The 22,667-nt window shown below is 61.6% G+C and carries 18 protein-coding genes and 1 pseudogene; 10 read left to right on the plus strand and 9 right to left on the minus strand.

Annotated elements, in window-relative coordinates; all coding sequences use genetic code 11:
- Nucleotides 1–28: 28 nt before the first annotated feature.
- Nucleotides 29–976 carry a choline ABC transporter substrate-binding protein gene (locus ACIPZ8_RS13625; RefSeq protein WP_400723764.1) on the minus strand — a complete coding sequence of 316 codons (948 nt, stop codon included), beginning with the start codon at nucleotides 974–976 and terminating at the stop codon, nucleotides 29–31.
- A 442-nt stretch (nucleotides 977–1,418) separates the two neighbouring features.
- On the opposite strand from ACIPZ8_RS13625, the gene ACIPZ8_RS13630 reads away from it, so the two are divergent.
- Together ACIPZ8_RS13630 and ACIPZ8_RS13635 are read left to right on the plus strand one after the other, a co-directional pair.
- Nucleotides 1,419–2,795, plus strand: a complete 1,377-nt coding sequence (locus tag ACIPZ8_RS13630; protein ID WP_294340994.1) for an L-serine ammonia-lyase — start codon at nucleotides 1,419–1,421, stop codon at nucleotides 2,793–2,795.
- Nucleotides 2,796–3,298: 503 nt separating this feature from the next.
- Nucleotides 3,299–4,405: a GlxA family transcriptional regulator gene (locus tag ACIPZ8_RS13635; RefSeq protein WP_054886700.1), complete on the plus strand. Its 1,107-nt coding sequence runs from the start codon at nucleotides 3,299–3,301 to the stop codon at nucleotides 4,403–4,405.
- Between the two features lie 120 nt (nucleotides 4,406–4,525).
- Here ACIPZ8_RS13635 and ACIPZ8_RS13640 read toward each other — a convergent pair whose 3' ends face one another.
- The 5 genes from ACIPZ8_RS13640 to choX form a co-directional block, all read right to left on the minus strand.
- Entirely contained in the window at nucleotides 4,526–4,783 is a 258-nt protein-coding gene (locus ACIPZ8_RS13640; RefSeq protein ID WP_003255717.1) for a hypothetical protein, read from the minus strand.
- Nucleotides 4,784–5,052: 269 nt separating this feature from the next.
- The gene (locus ACIPZ8_RS13645; protein ID WP_400723767.1) at nucleotides 5,053–5,523 is read right to left on the minus strand and encodes a thioesterase family protein; all 471 of its coding nucleotides are present in this window, start codon (nucleotides 5,521–5,523) and stop codon (nucleotides 5,053–5,055) included.
- 10 nt (nucleotides 5,524–5,533) lie between these two features.
- Nucleotides 5,534–6,499 carry an L-carnitine dehydrogenase gene (locus tag ACIPZ8_RS13650; RefSeq protein WP_400723770.1) on the minus strand — a complete coding sequence of 322 codons (966 nt, stop codon included), beginning with the start codon at nucleotides 6,497–6,499 and terminating at the stop codon, nucleotides 5,534–5,536.
- Nucleotides 6,500–6,518: 19 nt separating this feature from the next.
- A complete protein-coding gene (locus ACIPZ8_RS13655) occupies nucleotides 6,519–7,403 on the minus strand; it encodes a 3-keto-5-aminohexanoate cleavage protein (RefSeq protein ID WP_400723773.1) in 885 nt (294 codons plus the stop codon).
- Between the two features lie 170 nt (nucleotides 7,404–7,573).
- Entirely contained in the window at nucleotides 7,574–8,518 is a 945-nt protein-coding gene (gene choX, locus ACIPZ8_RS13660; protein ID WP_400723776.1) for a choline ABC transporter substrate-binding protein, read from the minus strand.
- Between the two features lie 147 nt (nucleotides 8,519–8,665).
- Here choX and ACIPZ8_RS13665 point away from each other — a divergent pair, with 147 nt between their 5' ends.
- On the plus strand, nucleotides 8,666–9,610 hold the full coding sequence (locus ACIPZ8_RS13665; protein ID WP_400723779.1) for a GlxA family transcriptional regulator: 945 nt from the start codon (nucleotides 8,666–8,668) through the stop codon (nucleotides 9,608–9,610).
- A 118-nt stretch (nucleotides 9,611–9,728) separates the two neighbouring features.
- Here ACIPZ8_RS13665 and ACIPZ8_RS13670 read toward each other — a convergent pair whose 3' ends face one another.
- The gene (locus ACIPZ8_RS13670; protein ID WP_400723782.1) at nucleotides 9,729–10,130 is read right to left on the minus strand and encodes a lysozyme inhibitor LprI family protein; all 402 of its coding nucleotides are present in this window, start codon (nucleotides 10,128–10,130) and stop codon (nucleotides 9,729–9,731) included.
- Between the two features lie 184 nt (nucleotides 10,131–10,314).
- On the opposite strand from ACIPZ8_RS13670, the gene ACIPZ8_RS13675 reads away from it, so the two are divergent.
- On the plus strand, nucleotides 10,315–13,236 hold the full coding sequence (locus tag ACIPZ8_RS13675; RefSeq protein ID WP_400723785.1) for a hypothetical protein: 2,922 nt from the start codon (nucleotides 10,315–10,317) through the stop codon (nucleotides 13,234–13,236).
- Nucleotides 13,237–13,309: 73 nt separating this feature from the next.
- Here ACIPZ8_RS13675 and ACIPZ8_RS13680 read toward each other — a convergent pair.
- A pseudogene (locus tag ACIPZ8_RS13680) lies at nucleotides 13,310–13,426 on the minus strand (IS5/IS1182 family transposase); the annotation flags it as partial.
- A gap of 382 nt (nucleotides 13,427–13,808) precedes the next feature.
- On the opposite strand from ACIPZ8_RS13680, the gene ACIPZ8_RS13685 reads away from it, so the two are divergent.
- The 6 genes from ACIPZ8_RS13685 to ACIPZ8_RS13710 all read left to right on the plus strand — a co-directional run bounded on the left by ACIPZ8_RS13685 (nucleotide 13,809) and on the right by ACIPZ8_RS13710 (nucleotide 21,641).
- Entirely contained in the window at nucleotides 13,809–14,786 is a 978-nt protein-coding gene (locus tag ACIPZ8_RS13685; RefSeq protein ID WP_009682902.1) for a dipeptidase, read from the plus strand.
- Between the two features lie 76 nt (nucleotides 14,787–14,862).
- Nucleotides 14,863–15,393 carry a DUF5943 domain-containing protein gene (locus ACIPZ8_RS13690; protein WP_008091518.1) on the plus strand — a complete coding sequence of 177 codons (531 nt, stop codon included), beginning with the start codon at nucleotides 14,863–14,865 and terminating at the stop codon, nucleotides 15,391–15,393.
- 15 nt (nucleotides 15,394–15,408) lie between these two features.
- Entirely contained in the window at nucleotides 15,409–17,469 is a 2,061-nt protein-coding gene (dgcA, locus tag ACIPZ8_RS13695) for a dimethylglycine demethylation protein DgcA (RefSeq protein ID WP_159412933.1), read from the plus strand.
- A gap of 206 nt (nucleotides 17,470–17,675) precedes the next feature.
- The gene (gene dgcB, locus ACIPZ8_RS13700) at nucleotides 17,676–19,628 is read left to right on the plus strand and encodes a dimethylglycine demethylation protein DgcB (RefSeq protein WP_400723788.1); all 1,953 of its coding nucleotides are present in this window, start codon (nucleotides 17,676–17,678) and stop codon (nucleotides 19,626–19,628) included.
- A complete protein-coding gene (locus tag ACIPZ8_RS13705; protein WP_400723791.1) occupies nucleotides 19,628–20,860 on the plus strand; it encodes an electron transfer flavoprotein subunit alpha/FixB family protein in 1,233 nt (410 codons plus the stop codon). The genes dgcB and ACIPZ8_RS13705 overlap by 1 nt, the downstream gene beginning before the upstream one ends.
- A 10-nt stretch (nucleotides 20,861–20,870) precedes the next feature.
- Nucleotides 20,871–21,641 carry an electron transfer flavoprotein subunit beta gene (locus ACIPZ8_RS13710; protein WP_400723794.1) on the plus strand — a complete coding sequence of 257 codons (771 nt, stop codon included), beginning with the start codon at nucleotides 20,871–20,873 and terminating at the stop codon, nucleotides 21,639–21,641.
- Nucleotides 21,642–21,780: 139 nt separating this feature from the next.
- On the opposite strand, the gene ACIPZ8_RS13715 is transcribed toward ACIPZ8_RS13710, so the two are convergent.
- Nucleotides 21,781–21,984 (minus strand): cold shock domain-containing protein, encoded by a 204-nt coding sequence (locus tag ACIPZ8_RS13715; RefSeq protein WP_400723797.1) that lies wholly within the window; start codon nucleotides 21,982–21,984, stop codon nucleotides 21,781–21,783.
- Between the last annotated feature and the right edge of the window lie 683 nt (nucleotides 21,985–22,667).

The raw sequence follows: 22,667 nt of genomic DNA on the forward strand, positions 1-22,667 counted from the left end.
CCCCGAGGTAGCGCTACGACGTATTGCGTTATTGAGCGAGCTTGGCCTTGGCCGCCTCAAGGCCGGGTTTGCCATCCACGGTGGTGACGCCCGCCAGCCAGGTATCCAGCTTGCCAGGGTTGTCCTTGAGCCACTTCTTGGCGGCCGCCTCGGGCTTCATCTTGTCGTCCAGGACATAGCCCATCATGGTGCTTTCATCCTTGAGCTCGAACGACAGGTTCTTCAGGAGCTGGCCGACGTTGCTGCATTCCTGCACATAGTCCTTGCGCGTGTTGGTCAGCACGGTGGCCTTGCCGAACTCGGGGCCGAAGAACTCGTCCCCGCCGGTCAGGTACTGCATCTTGAAGCGGGTGTTCATCGGGTGTGGTTCCCAGCCCAGGAACACCACCGCCTCGCCACGCTTCTGCGCGCGGTCGACCTGCGACAGCATGCCGGCCTCGCTCGACTGCACGATCTTGAAACCGGCGTCCTTGAGGCCGAAGGCGTTCTTGTCGATCATGCTCTGGATGGTGCGGTTGCCATCGTTGCCGGGCTCGATGCCGTAGATCTTGCCGTCCAGTTCCTTCTTGAACTTGGGAATGTCGCTGAAATCCTTGAGCCCCTTGTCATACAGCGCCTGGGGCACCGCCAGGGTGTACTTGGCGTTCTCCAGGTTGGGGCGCACGGTATCCACCGTGCCGGCGTCGCGGTACTGCTTGATGTCGTTCTCCATGGTCGGCATCCAGTTGCCGAGAAACACGTCCAGGTCCTTGCCGGTGGCCAGCGACTTGTAGGTCACCGGTACCGAGATCATGGTGGTGTGGGTCTTGTAACCCAGTGCTTCGAGCACAACGCTGGTGGTCGCCGTGGTCACGGTGATGTCGGTCCAGCCGACATCGGAGAAGCGTACCGTCTGGCACTGCTCAGGCTCGGCGGCCTGGGCCAGCAGAGGCGCGGACAGCATCGCGACCAGCAACAGCGAGGGTGAACCTTTCATGGATGGACTCCTGTGATTTTGTCTTCGGGTTCGCATGGGTCGCCGGGCTTTCTCAGGGTCCGGTCGACCAGGCCTGCAGAGGGCAGGTTGCGTGGCCGTGCTTTACGAGTCGCTTTCGATAATCCTCCAGCGCCGGGCAATCGCCTACTGGTGGGGTCGTAACCAGTACGGAACGGGTCGCATCCAGTACGGGCGATGTCGTTTATGAGTTTTTCCACCCCTGTAGCCGCATTTTTGCGTCACCACGCCGCTCGAAAGCGGCGCGCAGGTAGCCGAAAAGGCTGCGGCGCTGCTGGACAAAAGTACGTCGGTTGCAGACGGCGAGGGGGTAGGCAAAAGCCCGATGATGCGTGCATTCGTGGCGGCTCGCAGCTTCAGCCTAGCAGTTGCCCCGCCCTGCGCATGGCGCGCAGAGACAAGCCCAGCAAGAGGTGATTCGACAATGGCCATCAGCGTGTTCGACCTGTTCAAGATTGGTGTCGGGCCCTCCAGCTCCCACACCGTCGGCCCCATGCGTGCTGGCGCCTTGTTCGTCCAGGGCCTGCGTGAGCGCGGCGAGCTGGAACAGGTGCAAAGGATCGAAGTGCGGCTGTACGGCTCGCTGTCGGCCACCGGCATCGGCCACGGCACCGACAACGCCACCATCATGGGCCTGATGGGTGAATGGCCGGACGCCATCGACCCGACCCAGATCGTCCCGCGGATCGCTGACCTGCGCGAAACCAACACCCTGAAGCTGGATAACCGCCTGCCCATCGAGTTCGTCTGGGCCCGCGACATGCTGCTGCTGGACGAGAACCTGCCGTACCACCCCAATGCCATGACCCTGATCGCCGAAGGCGCCCAGGGCGAGCTGCACCGCGACACCTATTACTCGGTCGGTGGCGGCTTCGTGGTCGACGCTGCCCAGGCCGCCAGCGGCGTGCTGGATGCCGACCAGACGGTGCTGCCGTACGATTTCAACAGCGCCGCCGAACTGCTGCGCCTGTGCAAGCAAAACGACCTCAGCGTGTCGCAATTGATGATGGCCAACGAGAAGGTCTGGCGTAGCGAGGAGGAGATCCGCGCTGGCCTGCACAAGCTCTGGGAGGCCATGCAGGAGTGCGTCAACAACGGCCTGAAATACGAAGGCACGCTACCTGGCGGGCTGAACGTGCGCCGTCGCGCCGCCAAGCTGCACCGCAGCCTGCAGGAAATCGGCAAGCCCAACGTGATCGGCTCGACCATGAGCGCCATGGAGTGGGTCAACCTGTTCGCTCTGGCGGTCAATGAAGAGAACGCCGCCGGCGGGCGCATGGTCACCGCGCCCACCAACGGCGCGGCCGGCATCATCCCGGCGGTGCTGCACTACTACATGCGCTTCAGCGATGCAGTGGACGAGTCGAGCGTGGTGGACTTCTTCCTCGGCGCCGCCGCCGTGGGCATCCTGTGCAAGAAGAACGCGTCGATTTCCGGTGCCGAAGTCGGTTGCCAGGGTGAGGTCGGCTCGGCCTGTGCCATGGCTGCTGCCGGCCTTGCCGAAGTGCTGGGAGCAACCCCGCCACAGGTGGAGAACGCCGCCGAGATCGCCCTGGAGCACAACCTCGGCCTGACCTGCGACCCGGTCGGCGGCCTGGTGCAGGTGCCATGCATCGAGCGCAACGCAATTGCTGCGGTGAAGGCGATCAATGCCGTGCAGATGTCCCTGCGCGGCGACGGCGAGCACTTCATCTCCCTCGACCAGGTGATCCGCACCATGCGCGACACCGGGGCCGACATGCACGACAAATATAAAGAAACCTCGCGCGGTGGCCTGGCGGTCAGCGCCATCGAGTGCTGAGGGTTTCTGCTTCTCGCAGATTCTTGTAGGAGCGGCCTTGTGTCGCGAAAGGGCCGCAACGCGGCCCCGGCGATTTTTGCATCACAGCATAAATCCTGGGGCCCCGTTGCGGCCCTTTCGCGACACAAGGCCGCTCCTGCACGGGTCGCGGCGCACTTGATTGGTGCATACCGATCGTCGGATGTCGCTATCAGAGTGGGCATTGTCGGTGACACTCAAGAGTGTCGTTTCTGGGCAACTTACACTGCGCGTGTCACCAAATTGCTCAGTCGTTACACGCAAGGCGCTAGCACGGCGGTTTGCGAAGCATTGCCAACTCGCTCGAAGTGCCTGATTTGCCGAATGAAGGCGTCGTTTTCAGGTTTTTTCGGATGGCCGTTCAATTTCAGGCACGGCCTTTGCGTTGAGATTGGCAACAAGCCCCTGCACACGAAACCGGGGCCATAACAAGAAATCAGTGCCCGCCTGAGGCACACCCTGCATTTGTGTGAGGAGAAATCGCGATGACGTCGTACACCTCCGGGAACCCAACCCAGAACCGCACAGCACCCCAGTCCATCGGGTTTCTTCTATTGGACAATTTCACCCTGATTTCCCTGGCATCGGCGGTCGAGCCGCTGCGCATGGCCAACCAGCTGTCCGGCCGCGAGCTGTACCGCTGGCACACACTGACCGTCGATGGCGGCCAGGTGTGGGCCAGCGACGGCCTGCAGATCACCCCCGATGCCGCGATGCACAGCGCACCACCGATCGACACCGTGATCGTCTGCGGTGGCGTCGGCATCCAGCGCACCGTCACCCGTGAGCATGTCACCTGGCTGCAGGCCCAGGCGCGCCAGTCGCGCCGCCTCGGTGCGGTGTGCACCGGCAGCTGGGCCCTGGCTTGCGCGGGCCTGCTCGATGGCTTCGATTGCAGCGTGCACTGGGAATGCCTGGCAGCCATGCAGGAGGCCTTCCCGCGGGTCAACATGAGCACCCGCCTGTTCACCCTCGACCGCAACCGCTTCACCAGCTCCGGCGGCACCGCGCCGCTGGACATGATGCTGCACCTGATCAGCCGCGACCACGGCCGCGAGCTGTCGGCGGCGATCTCCGAGATGTTCGTCTACGAGCGCATCCGCAACGAACAGGACCACCAGCGTGTACCGCTCAAGCACATGCTCGGCACCAACCAGCCGAAGCTGCAGGAAATTGTCGCGCTGATGGAGGCCAACCTCGAAGAGCCGATCGACCTCGACGAACTGGCCGTGTATGTGTCGGTGTCGCGTCGCCAGCTCGAACGGCTGTTCCAGAAGTACCTGCATTGCTCGCCGTCGCGCTACTACCTGAAGCTGCGCCTGATCCGTGCACGGCAGCTGCTCAAGCAGACGCCGATGTCGATCATCGAAGTGGCCTCGGTGTGCGGTTTCGTCTCCACACCGCACTTCTCCAAGTGCTACCGCGAGTACTTCGGCATTCCGCCGCGTGACGAGCGCGTCGGCTCCAACACTGCGCAGCAGGTGGCGATGATGCCGATCCCGCAGGCCATGACCCTGTCGCCGCACAGCGGGCCGATGGCTGCCCTGAGCCAGGCGCGCAATGAGTCGACGTTTGCCAGCGTAAGGCTCTGACACCGAGTCGCCTGCTTCGCGGCTAAAGCCGCTCCTACAGGTACTGCACCGCTTTCGAGCTCGGTGCAATACCTGTAGGAGCGGCTTTAGCCGCGAAGAGGCCGGTACAGGAAAACGCGATCAGGCGCGTTTGTTGAACTGGGCCAGTGCTGGCAACAGCTGCTTGTCGATGGCCTGGCGCACCGCCGGCAGAATCGTCGCGCTACCGGTGTACATCTGCTCCACCATCCCCTTCAGCGCCCGTGCGTTAGGCTCGGTCAGCCCGCGTACCACCGCTTCGCAGGCCTGCTCGGCACTGGCCCCGGCGGGAATGTCGAACCCGCGCGCGCGCAGGTGGCCTGCCAGGTCGTCCTGGTCTATCAAATCCGCATGCATCATGGCTGTTGTCCCTTTTATCGCGAAGAGAGTGCTGCTGTGATTTACGACCGATTCTGTGTCTGCAGCGACACGCCCGCAAGGGCAGAATGTCGCCATGGCTGGTTTGGCTAAGAACAGGTCGCTCCCGGCTAATTACTGGCGCCGGGAAGCCAGCAGACTGCACCCATTCACGGTCCACGAGGGTTTGGTCACCCTCACTCATGCACAGTGGATGTTGCTCGCTCTTGGCCCCGGATGCTCACGGCTTTCCGGGGTTATTTTTTGCGTGCTCAACGGGGTAGTTGCAGGACACGGCCGACGAATTCCGCGGTCGGCAGGTCGCGTTGGCTGTCCACCAGGCTTTGCAGCAATGCCGCACTCTGTTCACTGAAAGGCGCCGACTTCGGCCCGGCCAGGTCCACATGCAACAGCATCTGCTCACTCGCCGCCAGCACCTCGTCGAACCCGGCCCTATGCAGGCTGTGATAGACATGCAGGCGCTTGCGATCAAAGCCGATGATCTGCGTCTGCACCCACACCTCAGTCCCCAGCTTCACCTCGTGCAGGTAGTTGATGTGCGCTTCCAGGGTGAACAGTGAGTTGCCGCTCTGCCCGCGGCTGTCGGCGTCCAGGCCGATGCGCTCCATCAGCGCATCGGTGGCGTAGCTGAAGATCAGCAGGTAAAAGGCATCGCGCAGATGCCCGTTGTAGTCGACCCAGTCCTCCTGGACTGGGGTGCGGTAGGTGATCAGTGCGGGCATCGTCTGCTCCTCAGTCGCCAAAGGCCATGCCGTGCTTGGCCTTGCTGGTCTTCACCGCGTCCAGCACGGCCAGCAGCGTGTCATCACGGTAGCGCTCCAGCGCGGCGATGCTGCGCTCGCCCAACTGTTCCGAAGTGCCTTCGACCACGTCGTCGATCAGCTTGTCGGTCAGCTCCGGTGCTGGCAGGTAGGTCCAGGGCAGTTTCAGCGCCGGGCCGAACTGGGCCATGAAGTGGCGCATGCCGGCATCGCCACCGGCCAGGGTGTAGGTGAGGAAGGTGCCCATGAACGACCAGCGCAGGCCGGCGCCGAAACGGATCGCGTCGTCGATTTCACCGGTGCTGGCCACGCCATCGTTGACCAGGTGCAGGGCCTCGCGCCACAGCGCTTCGAGCAGGCGGTCGGCGATAAAACCGGGGACTTCCTTGCGCACATGCAGCGGGCGCATGCCGAGGGCGGTGTAGATGCTCTTGGCGGCTTCGATGGCCTCTGGGGCCGTGCGCTTACCGCCGACGATCTCGACCAGCGGCAGCAGGTAAACCGGGTTGAACGGGTGGCCGACCACGCAACGCTCAGGGTGAGTGGACGACTCGTAGAACTCGCTGGGCAGCAACCCTGAAGTGCTGGAGCCGATGATCGCTTCGGGCTTGGCGGCGGCGCTGATCTTCGCGTGCAGGTCGAGCTTGAGGTCCAGGCGCTCGGGTGCGCTTTCCTGGATGAAGTCGGCGTCGCGCACGCATTCCTCGATGGTGGCCACGCATTTCAGCCGGTCCTGCGAGGCGCCTGGTGCCAGGCCTTGTTTCTCCAGTGCCGGCCAGGCGTTGGCGATGCGCTTGCGCAGGGCTTGCTCGGCGCCGGGGGCAGGGTCCCAGGCGACCACGTCCAGGCCGTGGGCCAGGGCGCGAGCGACCCAGCCGCTGCCGATCACGCCGCTACCCAGGGCGGCGAAGGTCTTGATCTTGGTGATGAAGGGCATATCGGTCTCCTGAAGGGAATCAGCGGCGCTTGAGGTTCATTTTTTCCCGGCCTTCTGCCGGGCTGAGCACGCGGCCACCCATGCGGGTGATGATCTCGGCGGCGCGCTCCACCAGCTGGCCGTTGCTGGCCAGCACGCCACGGTCCAGGTACAGGTTGTCTTCCAGGCCGACCCGCACGTTGCCGCCGAGCAGCACGGCTTGCGCCGCCATCGGCATCTGCATGCGGCCGATGCCGAAGCCGGCCCAGGTGACGTTGGCCGGCAGGTTGTCGACCATGGCCTTCATTGTGGTGGTATCAGCCGGTGCGCCCCACGGGATGCCCAGGCACAGCTGGAACAGCGGGTCTTCGAGCAGGCCTTCTTTGATCATCTGCTTGGCGAACCACAGGTGGCCGGTGTCGAAAATTTCCAGCTCGGCTTTCACGCCCAGCTCGGTGATGCGCTTGGCACCAGCGCGCAGCTGCGCAGGGGTGGAGACGTAGATGGCGTTGCCGTCGCCGAAGTTGAGGGTGCCGCAGTCGAGGGTGCAGATTTCCGGCAGCAGTGCTTCGACGTGGGCCAGACGCTCCAGCGGGCCGATCAGGTCGGTGCCGGGGCCGAACTCCATTGGCGACTCACCCGGGCCGATTTCCAGGTCGCCGCCCATGCCGGCGGTGAGGTTGACGATGATGTCGACGTCGGCCTCGCGGATGCGCTCCATGACTTCGCGGTAAAGCGCCACGTCGCGGCTGAAACGGCCGGTCTGTGGATCGCGGACGTGGCAGTGGACCACGGTGGCGCCGGCCTTGGCGGCTTCCACGGCGGATTCGGCGATCTGTTTCGGGGTGACCGGGACCAGGTGGCTCTTGGCGACCGTGTCGCCAGCGCCGGTGAGGGCGCAGGTGATGATGACGTCGTGGTTCATGGCGAGGTTCCTTGGGTTGTCTTTGCTGGCCCTTTCACTTGTAGGAGCGGCCGTGTGTCGCGAAAGGGCCGCGAAGCGGCCCCCGGCTTTCAGCAGGGCGCAAAAAACCTGGGGCTGCTGGCGCAGCCCTTTCGCGACACAAGGCCGCTCCTACAGGCGAAGAGGCCCTGTCAGTTGGCGGTGAGCTTGAGGTTGTCGGCGGCAGGCTTGCCATCGAAGGTGGTCACACCCTCAAGCCAGCGGGCTTTGTCGTCGGGGTGGTCCTTGAGCCACTGGCGGGCCGATTCCAGTGCATCCTTGTGGTCGAGCAGCGGCTGCATCATGCGGCTCTCGTCCTCGGCGCTGAAGTTCAGGTTGGCCAGCAGGCGGTGGGCGTTGGGGCAGCGTTCGGCGTAGTCCGGGGCGGTTACCGTCCACACCGTGGCACGGCCTTCATCCGGCCCCAGGGCGTCCTGGCTGTCGCCCAGGTAGGCCATGTCGATGTTCACGTTCATCGGGTGCGGCGCCCAGCCGAAGAACACCACGGCTTCCTTGCGTCGCACGGCGCGGTCGACGGCGGCGAGCATGCCCGCTTCGCTGGACTCGACCAGCTGGAACTTGCCCAGGTCGAACTGGTTCTTGGTGATCATCGCCTTGATCTGGGTGTTGGCGCCGGAACCGGGCTCGATGCCGTAGATCTTGCCGCCCAGCTCTTTCTCGAACTTGTGGATGTCGGCGAAGGTCTTCAGGCCCTTGTCATACAGGTATTTCGGCACGGCGAGGGTGGCGCGGGCGTCTTCCAGGCTGGGTTTTTCCAGGACCTTGACCTGGTTGGCGTCGACGAACGGGGTGATGGTCTGGGTCATGATCGGGTTCCAGTAACCCAGGAACATGTCCAGGCGCTTGTCGCGGATACCGGCGAAGATGATCTGCTGCGAGGCGCTGGTCTGCTTGGTCTGGTAACCCAGGCCGTCGAGCAGCACCTGGGCCATGGCGCTGGTGGCGATGACGTCGGTCCAGTTGACCACGCCCAGGCGTACGTTCTTGCAAGCTGCGGGCTCGGCGGCGAAAAGCGGGGTGGAAGCGATGCTGCTCAGGGCAAGGGTCAACAGGCTGCGGCGGATCAAGCTGTGCATGGTGGCTCTCCATCGGCAGTACATATTGTTATTGAGGGCGGCCTCTGCGGGCCGTGTGGATAAGCTACGCTGGCGACAGGGTGGGAAATCGCACCCTGGCGACCAAGATTTGCACGGAGGCGACCACCTTCTGTCGTGGAGCATGCAATGCCGCAACTGATTCATTTCCTGTTGTTGCCGGGGTTCTCGGCGATGGGGTTCATCAGTGCCCTGGAACCACTGCGCGTGGCCAACCGCTTCAAGGGGCCATCGTATCGCTGGCGTGTGCTGAGCCTGGATGGCGGTGCGGTACTCGCGAGCAACGGCATGTCGGTGAATGCCGATGGCGCATTGGGGGAAGGCGAAGCGGGCGGGGTGCTGCTGATCGTCGCCGGCTTCGAGCCACTGGCCTGTTATGGCCCGAGGCTGCAGCAGGTGCTGCGCCGGCTCGATCATGAAGGCGTGATTCTCGGTGGTATCGACACCGGCCCGGTGGTGCTGGCCGAGGCCGGTTTGCTCGACGGTTACCGCGCCACCCTGCACTGGGAAGCGCTGGACGCGTTCAAGGAGCGTTATCCACGCTTGCAGGTGACCCAGGAGCTATTCGAAATCGACCGCCGGCGCATCACTTGTGCCGGTGGCACCGCGTCGATCGACCTGATGCTCGACCTGATCGGCCAGGCCCATGGCAGCGAGCTGGCGGTGCAGGTGTCCGAGCAGTTCGTGCTCGGGCGTATCCGCCCGCGACAGGACCACCAGCGCATGCAGATCGCCAGCCGTTACGGCATCAGCAACAAGAAGCTGGTGAAGGTGATCGGCGAGATGGAGCGCAACCTCGAGCAGCCGCTCAATACCCAAGTGCTGGCCGATGCGATACAGGTGACCCGACGGCAGCTGGAGCGCCTGTTCCGCTTGCATCTGGACGACACGCCCAGTGGCTTCTATCTGCGGTTGCGGCTGGACAAGGCGCGGCAGTTGTTGCGCCAGACCGACATGAGCGTGCTGGAGGTCGCGGTGGCGTGCGGGTTCGAGTCGGCTTCGTATTTCACCCGCTGTTACCGGGTGCGGTTCGAGCGGTGTCCGCGGGAGGACCGCTTGGCCCGGGTCGTTTGATGCTTTCCTGTATCGGCCTCTTCGCGGGGCAAGCCCGCTCCCACAGGGATACCACAGTCTTTGAAGCAATGAAAAACCTGTGGCAGCGGGCTTGTCCCGCGAAGAGGCCGGAGCAGGTTTACTGCTGCCCAATGGACTGCAGGTACTCCGAACGGTCATCACTGCGCTGTGCCACACAGGTATCCCAAGCTGCCTGGAACGCCTTGCTTCCTGGCTTCTCGGCATAGGTCTCGACCTTGCAGTCGGCATCACGCAGCTGCGCCCACAGCTTCTCGGCGGCATCCATGCGCCCGACCAGGGCAGTGGCCTTGTCGCCTTCGTCAGCATATTGGTCGCGAATGCGCTGGATCAGGTCGTCGTACGCCGATTTCAGCTCGCGCTCGGCGGTCTGCTTGTTGAATGCCGCGCAAGCGAAGGTCTGCTGGTCGCTCTCGACGTTGTCGCACGGGGTGCTTTCTTCTTCGCCGGCTTGGGCGTTAACACAGATAACCAGCAATGCCAGCCATACCCTTGATTTCATTGATGTTCCCCTTAGCAGACGTAACAGTGCCTGGGGCAATATTCACCCATCCGCCCGAGTAAAGGTAGTGAAACAACCTTGACCGAGCCGGGTCAGGGGCTGAGCGATCACCTGGTATTTCTGCCAGTTGTAGAGCTTTTAAAGCCTACTTACATTGGTAATGTGAATAACAGGAGGTCTCAAAATGTCGGGCAAAAGGAGGATCATTGTTTGTATGTTTGTGTGGCTTGCTGGTGTTTTTTGGCTAGCGCTTAGTGGAGTTACCTATGCCGATAGTGATAACACTTCGGCAATATTAGCCAGGCTCGGTTGCGGTGCCAGTGACTCGGAAAGTTTCGAAGAGTATATAAAGCCAGGTTGGAATAACTTGGTGGAATATCCCGGCAACAAACAGGTAATGATCGTCGCATCGGACCCGCAGGCATTTCGTTATATCGCATCACGGCAACCTTGGGACGAAAGAGTAGGGGAAAGCAAGTGGCTCGAAAAAATTGTGCCCACGCTCAAAGCAATTCGTGCTGAACGAAATCAACCCTACTATGTGCCGGTGATCATCAACGGCGACATGTCAGAGTTCGGTCATGGCAACGAAAGAAAAATCACCCGATCCGTGTTTCGTCAGAACTTACCTGGGCGCATCGCTGGTCCTCTGATGTTGCCGGGCCTTGGCAATCATGACTACTCGAACAACGTAAACGATTGCGCTAATAATGGCTGCGCACGCGATTCGGTGTGTGACCTGATCACCTGGGTATATCCAATAGCGATGTCGGCCAGGCCGCAGTCAGCGTTTGATTGGACGTGGCGTATGCCCAGTACAACCACAGGTTCTCTCGCCTACTCTGTTACGGTGGGTCGTGTTCACATCGTTCAACTAAATAATGAACCGAGTTACACCGTCAATTTTTCAACAGGCGGGGCCGGTACTGGAAAAGATAAGGTGTATTTCAGCATAACCTCAGCAATGAACTGGCTTGAGCAGGATTTGGCGGCAGCCAGCGCGCGGGGTGAGCAAATCATCATTAACTTTCATCGGATGGACGTTTGGACGACGGGTTTGCATCGCAATGGCTGGTTTGCCGATATGGTCAAAAAATACAAGGTCGTTGCAATATTTAACGGTCACGATCACCTCATGTTTGGAAAAGGCAGGGTCCTGTATGGAGGCGTGCCGGTATTCTACAGCGGTTCGCTGATGGGGCAATCGTACCTGCGCTTGACGTTTGACTGGTCATTTATGACATTGAAGGTGGAACCGGTGCTGCTTGGCAGCGGCGTGGTAAAACCCGAGCAAATGGATCTGCCGCTCAGGTCGGATCCGAATATGATTGCTATCCAACTCTATGAAGGTGAAAGCTTCACCGGCGCCAGTTGCGATTTTGCTATTCCTCGCGGCACCAGCCGTGTGCGCCTGGATGACACATCCTGCAAAGGGTGGGGCAACAGGGCGTCATCGGCACTGATACAGCGTTTTCCGCCTACCGCCTTGCTGTGCTTCGCAGATAACTCGCTGCAGCGAGAAAGGTGCTTCTACGGTAAGTATTCGGGTAACTTCTCAATCAAGTCATTCAGCGGAGAACCGGCTCTGGTCCCCGGCATGCACATGCGGAGCAAGGGCGGGGGCTTGAACCGTGCAATCATCTCGGTGGCTGGGGGGTCGGTGAACCCGGATGATCTGCGAGCCACACTGTATAAGAAACCCGATATGCAGGGGGACAGTTGTTCATTTTACTACGAGCGTAGTTTAGAACACGTAAAGGTTGCTGATACTTCCTGTGGTGGGGGGGAATACCTCAACGTGGGCTCGCTGAAAGTAGATAATTTCCAGCCCGGTGACACAGTGTGTCTTCGTGCGCGGCAAGCTGGGCCTGAACGTTGTATTTCCGGAAATTACTCAGGCAGTTTCTCCGTCGATACGTTAGAGGGTATGCCTAATCTGCCAGATGATCTAGATATTACGGTCAGTGGTCGCCCGCTAAACTTAACCTTCGGCGGGTTTGCGAAACGGCCCATTCTTCAACATGCGCGCACTCTGATTGTAACGTTCTATGATGAAGAAAACTTTGAAGGTAACCGTTGTTACGGCTCGTACTCCACGGTCGGTGGCGATAGTGCGATGCCACTGAGTGGCATCGGTTGCCCGGGTTGGGAGCACCGTGTGGCCTCGGTAAAAATAGAAAATTTTTTGAATGACACGGTGTGTCTTCAGGGCAGCAATCCTACCGATCAACGTTGCATAAGAGGTAACTATAAGGGTGCTATCTCGTTACCTTCACAGTCATCCGAGATCTTCGAGTTGCCCGAAGCATTGACGATGACTAGTCGCGGTGACGCATTGCGGTATGATGTGGCAACAATTTCACGTAAATCGGTTCCCGAAGGACCGCCTAAATCGTTCCATATCACATTGTATAAAGGCGAAAACCTTACGGGCGATTCCTGTGGTTTTGAGTATCGACGGAATATGCCGGAGATGGAAATCAACGAAAGCGGTTGTTACAACTGGGGTATTGTCGCGAAATCTGCAGAAGTGAAGGACTTTGTGGCAGGTGGCACGCTTTGCTTCAGGGGGTACCACAACCAAGAGCGCTGTTTTAGTGGTGACTACACGGGCGCGTTCACCATCGGTTCGTTCGATAAGGCAATTCAAACTCCCAAAGGGCTGAGAGTAGATTATCGAGGCGGTATTATGAATCAGTTGGTTACCTCGGTTTCTCAAGCGTCAAAAACGCCTGTTAAGTACCCTGAGATAACTCTCTACGACCAGGAAGATCTTCGTGGGCAGAGCTGCACCTTCAAGATGGAGCGGGTAATGGTCCCGATTGAAGACACTGAATGTTATGCGTTCTCTAAGAAAGCACGCTCTGCAAGGGTGGTTTTCGATTCTGGAACCGTGGTTTTTGTGGGAGGGCAGGGGCTTCAAGCGAACCACAGCTATACAGGGATTTCATGGTTGTATTTTAGAATCCCGAACTTCCGGGAAATTCATGATCTGCCAGACGGTTTAAGCATGACACGAGCAGGCAAAGACTTAGCTGCTGACTTGCGCTTGATAATGTTTAGCTCAAGTCCGATCAACTTATCGACCCTTGACGGAAAGTTGTGATTTTCAGCGCACTTACAGTGTCATTTGACGAAAAAGTGACCGATAGAATCGTATGCGAAGACATTTCCCGGCCTTCGCCATGCGACAGCTCGGCGACCTGCGTGACATCGGCCACGTTAGCCGCATCGACGCCGATATGCGGCTTCATACCGAAGAAATATTGGTTGCCTTTCTTGGTCTGATGCATCTCGGAATGTTCACATTCATGGGATCATCGCAGACGGGTGGGTTCCAAACCTATCGCGGAGTCTGGTTTCGATTTGCAGTCCCGAACTTCCGCGAAATGCATGATGTACCCGACGGCATGACCATGGAGCGTTCCGGCAACAGCTTTGCCGCTGACTTGTGGACTCTAGCGCTCAGCCCCTCCGCGCCTTAACTGCGCCCGCCCCTCGCAACCTTGAGCACCGGACCCCTTTGGCTCCGGTGTTCGCCTTATCTGCGCGCATTGACGCTTTCGGCAAACCCCCTGTCGTTTTTGCATCGGGGCGCCTTTGGGCACAGGCATATGCTGGCCCCAAAGCGCCGGCAGAAGATTCGGCGCGGCCCAAATCAACAAAGGGGACAGCCTGATGAGCCCAGCCGAACTTCACGCCGACAGCATCGTCATCGACGGCCTGATCATTGCCAAATGGAACCGCGAGCTGTTCGAGGACATGCGCAAGGGCGGGCTGACCGCGGCCAACTGCACGGTGTCGGTCTGGGAAGGCTTCAAGGCGACCGTCGACCAGATCGCCGCCAGCCAGAAGCTGATCCGCGACAACAGCGACCTGGTGATGCCAGTGCGTACCACCGCCGACATCCGCAAGGCCAAGGAGCTGGGCAAGACCGGCATTCTCTTCGGCTTCCAGAACGCCCACGCCTTCGAAGACCAGATCGCCTACGTCGACGTGTTCAAGCAGCTGGGCGTGGGCATCGTGCAGATGTGCTACAACACCCAGAACCTGGTCGGCACCGGTTGCTACGAGCGTGATGGCGGCCTGTCGGGCTTCGGCCGCGAGATCGTCGCCGAGATGAACCGCGTCGGCATCATGTGCGACCTGTCCCACGTCGGCTCCAAGACCTCCGAGGAAGTCATCCTCGAATCGAAAAAACCGGTCTGCTACTCCCACTGCCTGCCTTCGGGCCTGAAGGAACACCCGCGCAACAAGTCGGACGCGGAGCTTAAGTTCATCGCCGACCACGGCGGCTTCGTCGGCGTGACCATGTTCGCGCCGTTCCTGGCCAAGGGCATCGACTCGACCATCGACGACTACGCCGAAGCCATCGAGTACACCATGAACATCGTCGGTGAAGACGCCATCGGTATCGGTACCGACTTCACCCAGGGCCACGGCCAGGACTTCTTCGAGTACCTGACCCACGACAAGGGCTATGCCCGTCGCCTGACCAACTTCGGCAAGATCATCAACCCGCTGGGCATTCGCACCGTCGGCGAATTCCCCAACCTCACCGAGACCTTGCTCAAGCGCGGCCATTCCGAGCGCGTGGTGCGCAAGATCATGGGCGAGAACTGGGTCAACGTCCTCAAGGACGTCTGGGGCGAGTAAGCCGCTCTCCAAGCCTGATAGCCCCTGCCAGCAACGCCGGGGCACCCACATAAAAATTTTATGGAGTTGAGTTTCCATGGCCAAGATCGCCCCGCAATTGCCAATCGAAGTCGACAGCGAGACCGGTGTCTGGACCAGCGACGCCCTGCCGATGCTGTATGTGCCGCGCCATTTCTTCGTCAACAACCACATCGGCATCGAGGAAGTGCTGGGCGCCGACGCCTATGCCGAGATCCTCTACAAGGCCGGCTACAAGTCCGCCTGGCACTGGTGCGAGAAGGAAGCCGAATGCCATGGCCTGGAAGGCGTGGCAGTGTTCGAGCACTACATGAAGCGCCTGTCCCAGCGCGGCTGGGGCCTGTTCGAGATCCAGGACATCGACCTGGACAAGGGCACCTGCAGCGTCAAGCTCAAGCACTCCGCGTTTGTGTACGTCTATGGCAAGTGCGGCCGCAAGGTCGACTACATGTTCACCGGCTGGTTCGCCGGTGCCATGGACCAGATTCTCGCTGCCCGCGGCAGCAAGATCCGCACCGTGGCCGAACAGGTCTACGGCGGGTCGGAAGAAGGCCACGAAGATGGCCTGTTCGTTACAAAGCCGTTGTAAGCCGGAGATAGCGTCATGGCATTCGAAGCAATGTTCCAGCCGATCCAGATCGGCAAACTGACCATCCGCAACCGTGTACTCAGCACCGCGCACGCCGAGGTCTACGCCACTGACGGCGGCATGACCACCGAGCGCTACGTGAAGTACTACGAAGAGAAGGCCAAGGGCGGCATCGGCCTGGCGATCTGCGGCGGCTCGTCTGTCGTCGCCATCGACAGCCCGCAGGAATGGTGGGCCTCGGTCAACCTGTCGACCGACCGCATCATCCCGCACTTCCAGAACCTCGCTGACGCCATGCACAAGCACGGCGCCAAGATCATGATCCAGATTACCCACATGGGCCGCCGCTCGCGTTGGGACGGCTTCAACTGGCCGACCCTGATGTCACCGTCGGGCATCCGTGAACCCGTGCACCGCGCCACCTGCAAGACCATCGAGGTGGAAGAGATCTGGCGCGTGATCGGCAACTACGCGCAGGCTGCGCGGCGTGCCAAGGAGGGCGGCCTGGACGGTGTGGAACTGTCGGCCGTGCACCAGCACATGATCGACCAGTTCTGGAGCCCGCGGGTCAACAAGCGCACCGACGAATGGGGCGGTACCTTCGAAGGCCGGATGAAGTTCGGCATGGAAGTGCTGAAAGCTGTACGTGCCGAAGTCGGCGATGACTTCTGCGTCGGCATGCGTATCTGTGGTGACGAGTTCCACCCCGATGGCCTCAGCCACGAGGACATGAAGCAGATCGCCGCCTACTACGACGCCACCGGCATGCTCGACTTCATCGGTGTGGTCGGCTCGGGCTGCGACACCCACAACACCCTGGCCAACGTCATCCCCAACATGAGCTACCCGCCGGAGCCGTTCCTGCACCTGGCGGCCGGCATCAAGGAAGTGGTCAAGGTCCCGGTGCTGCACGCGCAGAACATCAAGGATCCGAACCAGGCCACGCGCATTCTGGAAGGCGGCTACGTGGACATGGTCGGCATGACCCGTGCGCACATGGCCGACCCGCACCTGATCGCCAAGATCAAGATGGGCCAGATCGACCAGATCAAGCAGTGCGTCGGTGCCAACTACTGCATCGACCGCCAGTACCAGGGCCTGGATGTGCTGTGCATCCAGAACGCCGCGACCTCCCGTGAATACATGGGCGTGCCGCACATCATCGAGAAGACCACCGGCGTCAAGCGCAAGGTGGTGGTGGTTGGCGCCGGCCCTGCCGGCATGGAAGCGGCCCGCGTGGCGGCCGAACGCGGCCACGACGTGACCCTGTTCGAGAAGAAGGACCAGATCGGCGGGCAGATCACCATCGCCGCCAAGGCGCCGCAGCGTGACCAGATTGCCGGTATCACCCGCTGGTACCAGCTGGAGCTGGCACGCCTGAAGGTCGACCTGCGCCTGGGCACTGCCGCGGACGTGGCGACCATCCAGGATCTGCGCCCGGACGTCATCGTGCTGGCGGTGGGTGGCCATTCGTTCCTCGAGCAGAACGAGCACTGGGGCGCCGCCGAAGGGCTGGTGGTCAGCAGCTGGGACGTGCTCGACGGCAAGGTCGCACCGGGCAAGAACGTGCTGGTGTACGACACCATCTGCGAATTCACCGGCATGTCGGTGGCCGACTTCATCGCCGACAAGGGCAGCCAGGTCGAGATCGTCACCGACGACATCAAGCCGGGCGTGGCCATGGGCGGTACCACCTTCCCGACCTACTACCGCAGCATGTACCCGAAAGAAGTGATCATGACCGGCGACATGATGCTGGAAAAGGTCTACCGCGAAGGCGACAAGCTGGTGGCGGTGCTGGAGAACGAATACACCGGTGCCAAGGAAGAACGCGTGGTCGACCAGGTGGTGGTGGAAAACGGCGTGCGTCCGGACGAGCAGCTGTACTACGCGCTGAAGGAAGGTTCGCGCAACAAGGGCCAGATCGACGTGGAGGCGCTGTTCGCCATCAAGCCACAGCCGATCCTCAGCCAGCCGGGCGAGGGCTACCTGCTGTACCGCATCGGCGACTGCGTGGCCCAGCGCAACGTGCATGCGGCGATCTACGACGCCTTGCGCCTGTGCAAGGACTTCTGATCGCACCGCCTCTCTAGAGGCGGGACTGGCCCCCCTGTAGGAGCGGCCTTGTGTCGCGAAAGGGTCGCGGAGCGGCCCCAGCATTCTCAGCGCTGACGAATAGCTGGGGCCGCTTCGCAGCCCTTTCGCGACACAAGGCCGCTCCTACAGGGGTCCGCGCCGCACTTGAGAGTGGCGCAAGAATCCAGCTGTTGTGGGAGCCTCCCATGTTGAACACCCTTCTACCCATCCTGCTGTTCGCTGCCCTTGGCCTGGCAGTGCTCGGCGCCCTGCGCCGGGTGCGCATGTGGCGGCGTGGCCGGCCGAGCAAGGTCAACCTGATCGGCGGCCTGCTGGCCATGCCGCGGCGTTACCTGGTTGACCTGCACCATGTGGTCGAGCGCGACAAGTACATGTCCAAGACCCACGTGGCCACCGCTGGCGGCTTCGTGCTGTCGGCCGCCCTGGCGATCCTGGTGCACGGTTTCGGCCTGCAGAGCAAGATCCTCGGCTATGCGCTGCTGGTCGCCACGGTGATCATGTTCAGCGGTGCCATCTTCGTCTTCAAGCGTCGCCTGAACCCGCCTTCGCGCCTGTCCAAGGGCCCGTGGATGCGCCTGCCGAAAAGCCTGCTGGTGTTTGCCGCGAGCTTCTTCATCGCCACCTTGCCGGTCGCCGGCATCCTCCCGGCCAACACCGGCGGCTGGGTCATGGTCGGCATCCTCGGCCTGGGCGTGCTGTGGGGCGTGTCGGAGCTGTTCTTCGGCATGACCTGGGGCGGCCCGATGAAACACGCCTTCGCCGGTGCCCTGCACCTGGCCTGGCACCGCCGTGCCGAACGCTTTGGCGGCGGCCGCTCCACCGGCCTCAAGCCGCTGGACCTGGAAGACCCGAACGCGCCGCTGGGCGTGGAAAAGCCGGTGGACTTCACCTGGAACCAGCTGCTCGGCTTCGACGCCTGCGTGCAGTGCGGTAAATGTGAAGCGATGTGCCCGGCATTTGCCGCCGGCCAGCCACTGAACCCGAAAAAGCTCATCCAGGACATGGTCATCGGCCTGGCCGGTGGCAGCGATGCCAACTTTGCCGGTAGCCCGTACCCGGGCAAGCCGATCGGCGAGCACGGCGGCAACCCGCACCAGCCGATCGTCAACGGCCTGGTCGACGCCGAGACGCTGTGGTCGTGCACCACCTGCCGCGCTTGCGTCGAGGAGTGCCCGATGATGATCGAGCACGTCGATGCCATCGTCGACATGCGCCGCCACCTCACCCTGGAAAAGGGCGCGACCCCGAACAAGGGCGCCGAGGTCCTGGAAAACCTGATCGCCACCGACAACCCTGGCGGCTTTGCCCCGGGCGGGCGGATGAACTGGGCGGCCGACCTCAACCTGCAACTCATGGCGGATGTGAAATCCACCGAGGTGCTGTTCTGGGTTGGTGACGGTGCCTTCGACATGCGCAATCAGCGCACCCTGCGCTCGTTCGTCAAGGTGCTCAAGGCGTCGGGCGTGGACTTTGCCGTACTCGGCCTGGAAGAGCGCGACAGCGGCGACGTGGCGCGCCGCCTGGGCGATGAAGCGACCTTCCAGCAACTGGCCAAGCGCAACATCCAGACCCTGGCCAAGTACAAGTTCCAGCGCATCGTCACCTGCGACCCGCACAGCTTCCATGTGCTGAAAAATGAATATGGTGCACTCGGTGGCGAGTATCAGGTGCAGCACCACAGCACGTATATCGCCGAACTGATCGCGGCCAAGAAGTTGAACCTCGGCCAGCACAAGGGCGGCAGCGTCACCTACCACGACCCGTGCTACCTGGGCCGCTATAACGGCGAATATGAAGCCCCGCGTGAAGTGCTCAAGGCGCTGGGTATCGAAGTGCGCGAAATGGAGCGCTCGGGCTTCCGTTCCCGTTGCTGCGGTGGTGGTGGCGGTGCGCCGATCACCGACATCCCTGGCAAGCAGCGGATTCCGGACATGCGCATGGATGACATTCGCGAGACCCAGGCCGAGCTGGTGGCCGTAGGCTGCCCACAGTGCACCGCAATGCTCGAAGGCGTGGTCGAACCGCGCCCACAGATCAAGGACCTCGCCGAGCTGGTGGCTGATGTGCTGATCGAAGAGGACACGCCTGCGGCCCCAAAGTCGCCAACGGTTAAACGCGAAACTGCGGAGGTGCATTGATGAGCGACATCATCCGCCGCGACCCACGCGCCGAGTGGATCGCCCGTAACCGTCTGCATCCGCTGCACGCGGCGATGCAGACGCAGCAGACTCGCTGGATGGGGCCAAACGGCCTGATCCGCAAGAACCCCCATGCCATCGCCGCGGGTTTCATCGGCCCGGCCGGGCTCAAGCGCATCGACCGCAGCGGCGCCCAGCAGGGCACCGGTGTCGGTGGGCGGCGTACGGCGGCAGCCGAAGTGCAGCTGCCGCTGCACCAGGTCCCGGCGCCGGCGTTCTATATCGCCGTGGTGCCAGACATGGTCGGCGGCCGCCTGAGCAGCCACGACCGCGACCTGCTGGGCCTGGCCCACGGCCTCGCCGGCAGCGACGGTGCGGTGCTGGCTGTGGTGTTCGGCGAACACAAGGAAAGCAACTTTTCCACAGCCGGTGTCGACCGCCTGCTGGTGCTCGAAGGCGAGGAATTCGAAGGTTATGCACCGGAGCAACTGGTGCAGGGCCTGCGTGCTGTGGATAACCAGTTCACGCCGCGCCACTGGCTGCTGCCCGACAGCCGCAGCGGTGGCGGTGAGCTGGGGCGGCGCCTTGGCGCGTCGCTTGGCGAGCGCCCGGCAACGCGGGTTTGGCAGGTCAAGGATGGCCAGTGCATCGGCCGTGCCGGTGCCGGCCAGCAAGACCTGCAACGCTCCGTGCCACGGCTGATCCTGGGCGCGGCGGAGTGTGCCGAGCCGGTCAGCGAAACCCGTCACGAAGCGCTGCCGGTGGAGTTGTCCACAAGCGTGGTGCGCAGCCTGTCGCGCATCGAAGACCTGGGTTCGGTGGCCGTCGACCCGGCGACCATCGCCATGGCCGAGGCCGAGTTCATCGTCTCGGGCGGCAACGGGGTCAAGGACTGGGACCTGTACCACAAGGCCACGGCGGCCCTCGGCGCCACCGAAGGCGCCTCGCGGGTGGCGGTGGACGACGGCTTCATGCCGCGCAACCGTCAGGTCGGTGCCACCGGTACCTGGGTGACTGCACGGGTCTACGTGGCTGTGGGTATCTCTGGCGCGATCCAGCACCTGCAGGGCATCGGTGCCTGCGACAAGGTGGTCGCGATCAACATGGACCCAGGCTGCGACATGATCAAGCGGGCTGACCTGTCGGTGATTGGCGACAGTTCGGCAATTCTCCAGGCTTTGATCGAGGCTGTGGACAACTTCCGCAGCGGCGCTCAACGCGACGCGGCATAAGGGCACGAGCATGAGTACGAAAGTGATCAGCCTGGTTTCCATCGGTGCCCACCCCAGCTCCGGCCGCGCCCGCCGCGCCGAGCAGGATGCCCGCGCCGTTGAACTGGGTTTGCAGCTGGCTGGGGATAACTTGCAAGTGGTGCATGCCGGCGACCCGCGGGAGGAAGCACTGCGCGCCTACCTGGGCATGGGCCTGGACCATCTGGACGTGCTGGAACAGCCGGCCGGCGCCGATGTATTGGGCGTGCTGGGTGATTACCTGCGCGATGCTGGCGCTCAGCTGGTGCTGACCGGCAGCCAGGCCGAGACCGGTGAAGGGTCGGGCATGCTGCCGTTCCTGCTGGCCGAGAAGCTTGGCTGGCCGTTGGTGGTGGGGCTGGCCGAAGTGGAGTCGATCGACAACGGTACTGCCCAGGTGCTGCAAGCGCTGCCACGTGGCCAACGGCGCCGTCTGAAAGTGCGCCTGCCGCTATTGGCAACTGTGGATAACGCAGCGCCCAAACCGCGCCAGAGCGCCTTCGGCCCTGCTCGCCGCGGTGTGTTGGCGGCGCGCAACGTGGCGATCGTTGAAGATGCACTGTTGGCGGATGCCGAGCTGCAACCGGCGCGGCCACGGCCCAAGCGGCTCAAGGTGATCAAGGCCAAGAGCGGTGCGGACCGGATGAAGGCAGCCACCGCCAAGGCCAGTGGCGGCGGGGGCAAGGTGCTGAAGGATGTTTCTCCACAGGAAGGCGCCGAAGCCATCCTTAAGTTGCTGGTGGAGGAGGGCGTACTGCGCTGAATCCGGCGGCGCGTTCCTGTAGGAGCGGCCTTGTGTCGCGAAAGGGCTGCGTAGCGGCCCCAGCAATTCATCAGCGCTGAGAATGCCGGGGCCGCTACGCGACCCTTTCGCGACACAAGGCCGCTCCTACAAAAAGCGGTTATTGCCGGACCACGTTGAACGCCCAGTTCGCCAGCCCTTCGCTCACCGGTTCGAATGACACCCTCTGCCCCGCCGACAACCCTTTGTTCCTTGCTGCACAGCGCAGCACCAGGTAGTTCGCCTGCTGTCCCTCAGCGCTGATCACGCCCATCCCGTGACCTTGATGAAACCATTTCACAGTACCTGTCTGGCGGCTGTGCATAAGTCGTTCCTTCGGGTGATGGCTAATTGATAGCTATCACTCAAACACACGGGCGATCTCAGGAATACTGTTAAAAATGATAGGTCAGTGGGATTTTGCCCACGGAATCTGTTCGCCAAGGTGTGGATAAAGTGTTTGTGCTTTGCTGAAGCCAGCGTATTTAAAAGGCTCCAAGAACTTGATCAGAAAATGAACAGGCTTTTGGATGAGCGCTTTCCCAGATCTGAGGTTGCGTCTTCATAGATTGCCCACAATCACTGTTGGTGACCTTGTGGATAACATGTTTGGACTCGTTGGCAGGCACCGTAATTCAAGGCCTATGGCAATTTGATCAATAATCGATCATTTGTCAGTGGCAACGCTGGATACCGTGTGAATTGGGCGTATCAGGTACTTATGCACAAGGCGAGACGAGCATGTTAGGGAGTTGTTAAGAATTTCTGTTCATCGATCTGTGGACAAGGTGTTCGAGTTTACCAGCAGGCCTTATGGAATAAGGCTTTCATGGAATTGAGCGAATTTTGTACAGTGGTGTGAAAAGCGCTGCGCCAGCACAAGGATCGCCATTACCACAACTGCTATAGAGAGGGCTGTGGATAAACTGTCTGCTTTACTGGTCTGCCGGCAGAATCCACGCGTTCGTCTGATCGAGCAGAGAGTACACACCTGAGCACCTGGCATTT

This window comes from Pseudomonas sp. NPDC089422 (assembly GCF_044749405.1).
Classification (GTDB): Bacteria; Pseudomonadota; Gammaproteobacteria; order Pseudomonadales; family Pseudomonadaceae; genus Aquipseudomonas.